Annotated in this window: 2 protein-coding genes; both read right to left on the bottom strand. The window is 69.8% G+C overall.

What is annotated here, in order from left to right; translation table 11 throughout:
* Positions 1-845 (bottom strand): ABC transporter transmembrane domain-containing protein (locus RWR81_RS13410; RefSeq protein ID WP_314458206.1); only part of this gene is annotated, 845 nt, incomplete at its 3' end.
* Positions 846-1,084: 239 nt separating this feature from the next.
* Positions 1,085-2,857, bottom strand: a 1,773-nt coding sequence (locus RWR81_RS13405; RefSeq protein WP_314458205.1) for an FtsX-like permease family protein, incomplete at its 5' end; no start/stop codon positions are given.

The raw sequence follows: 2,857 nt of genomic DNA, 5'->3' as shown, positions 1-2,857 counted from the left end.
CCGGGCAGCAGCACCTGGAGGGTCATGAGGGTGGCCTGGGAGGAGGCCACCTCGACGCCGCGGCGTCGCAGCTCCTGGGAGGCGTCCCGGTAGCGGCGGGCGAAGACGTCCTCCCCGCCGATGCCGCGCAGGATCCGCAGACCCGCCACCGCGTCGGTAGTGATCGTGGTGACCGCGGACTGTGCCTCGCGCTGAATGGCCTGACGCTTCTGCAGGGGGCGGATGACCAGGGTGACGATCGCCGCCACGAGCGGCATGCCCAGGATGACCACCAGCCCCAGGCTCACCGAGGTGCGGAGCATGAGGACCGCCACAACGGTGAAGCTGGCCGCGGCCCCCAGCAGGGCCGGCAGGTGCTCGATGAGGTTGCCCAGGTACTCGGCATCGGAGGCGATGATGGTGGCGACCTCGCCGGTGGAGACCTGTCGGGACAGGTCGGCCCCCGTGGCGGAGACCTGACGACTCACGAGTCGGTCGACGTCGAAGGCGGTGCGCATCCAGGCCGTCACCCCGAAGTAGGACAGCATCGTGTCCCCGACGGCGTAGACGATGAAGAGCACCAGCAGTAGGGCGCTGATGCCCCAGACACGGGCGTTGAGGCCGTTCTCGATCCCGGCGTCGAGGGCCTGCCCCAGGAGGGCCGGCACGATCGCCTGGATGGTGTTGGAGGTGCAGGCCGCCAGAGTGGCCAGAGCGACCGGGATGGCGGCGCGGCGCAGCAGTCGGCGCTGCAGAGCCCCGGCACCGAGGGACGGGGGCTGGGGCAGCGGGGCGTCGGGGGACAAGGACAGTGCGGTCAGTGTGGTCTGGGCGGTCGCGAATGACCGGGAGGACGGCTCGGGCATGATCGCATGAGGTTATCGAAGCCGGGGAGGCCACGGCAGGGGGAAAACCGGTGAGATGGAAGATAGAGACGGGCGAGTACCCGGCGGATGCGGGTGCGGTTCTTCGGCGACCTCCGAGAGCGCGCCGGTGCCCCGGCCTGTCCCTCTGGCGGGGAACGGGGCCGGGGCACCGGACTGACCGGATCCGTAACTATTCCGGGGCCTGCCGGAGGATCCCTGTCTTTCGGCGCTCGCGAGGCCTACTCGGTGGCGATGGCGTCCAGGACGGGGATCCGGGAGGCGCGCAGCGCCGGCCACAGGGCCGCGAGGACGCCGACCACCACGGAGAGCACGAGCATGCCCACCATCTGCCCCCAGGGGATCGCCAGGGTCTTGAGACCCTGGTTCTCCAGGATCCTCTTGAGGGCCGCGGCCAGGACCACCCCGGTCGTCCCGCCCAGCACCGTGCCGTACAGGGCGGTGAGGACCGACTCGGTGATGATCTCTCCGGCCAGCTGGGCCTTGCCCAGACCGACGGCCCGCATGAGCCCGATCTCCCGGGTGCGCTCCGAGACCGAGAGCACCAGGGTGTTGACGATGCCCAGGATGGCGATGACGATGCTCAGCCCCAGCAGGCCGTAGAGGATGGCGAGCATCTGGTTGACGCTCTGGCCGATCTGGTTGGAGAGCTCATCGGCGTCCACGGCCGTGTACAGGTAGGTGTCGGCGACGATGCTGCGGGCCTGTTTGCGCACCGTCTCGACGTCCACCCCGTCCTTGACTGTCAGGAACATGCCCGCGGGCGAGTCCAGGACGTGGGCCGGGTCGGTGCTGGTGCCCAGCGAGGACCAGGACCCCACCGCTGCGGCCACCTCGGGTGGGATGTAGTAGTTGTTCCCAGCTCCCTGCGGCGGGTTGACGATGGCGCCCACCGTGACCTCAGCGGACCCGTTGGGGCCGGAGAAGGTGAGCTTGTCCCCCAGCTTGAGGTTCTGATCCTTCTTGACGGCCACGTGAGTGGCGTCAAGATCACTCAGCGACCCGGAGGACACCCGGAGGTCGTAGGCCCTGGAGTAGGTGTCGGGTTCGATCACGACGGCGAGGTTGTTGGGGTTCTGGGACCCGTCGGGCAGGGTCACCGCGGTGAAGTACATGGCGTAGGGGGAGGACTCCTTGACGCCGTCGATGGCGGCGAGGTCCTTGGCCTTCTCGGCCGAGAGCCCGATGTTCGTGGTGCTCATCGTGGCGGGCTGGACCAGCAGGTCGGCCTTGAGGGACTTGTCGACCGCGTCGGCGGTCGAGGCGTTGAAGGAGGCGGCCAATGTGGCGCCGGCGCACACCAGGGCCATGCCCACCATGAGGGCGCCCGAGGTGTTGGCCGTGCGGCGCGGGTTGTGGACGATGTTGCGCACCGCCAGGCGCCCGGACGGCCGCAGCAGGCGGAAGGGCAGCCCCAGGGCAGCCACCACCGGGCGAGCCAGGGTCGGGGAGATGATGAGCAGTCCGATGATCACTCCTCCCGCGCCCAGCCCCATGACGAGACGGCGCTGCTCCAGGTCCGCGTTCACCCAGGCGGCGGTGATCGCGGCCGCCCCGGCCGCCAGCAGGAGCCCGCCGAGGACCGTGCGCAGGATGAGTGACTTCTCCCGGGAGCCCGACACGCCGCGCATCGCCTCGACCGGGTGGGTCAGAGCGGCCTCGCGCGCCGGCAGCAGGGCGCCGACGACGGTGACGGCCAGTCCCACCGCCAGGGAGATCGCGATGATCGGTCCGGTCAGTCCCGTGCTCTCCAGCAGGGGCAGGTCCATGGCCTTGAGTATCGCCGCCAGTCCGGCCAGGAGCCCGGCACCCGCGGCCACGCCCAGGGCGGAGCCGACGATCCCGATGATGACCGCCTGGAGGAACACGACGCCGAAGACAGACCCGGGCGAGGCGCCCACCGCCCGCAGCAGGGCGAATTCCTTGACTCTCTGGCGCACGCTCATCGCGAAGGAGTTCATGATGATGAAGGAGCCCACGAACATGGCGATGAC

Source organism: uncultured Actinomyces sp. (assembly GCF_963526355.1).
Lineage (GTDB): Bacteria > Actinomycetota > Actinomycetes > Actinomycetales > Actinomycetaceae > Actinomyces.
Note: the sequence above shows the minus strand (reverse complement) of the source record. Positions and strands in the feature narration are given on the sequence as shown.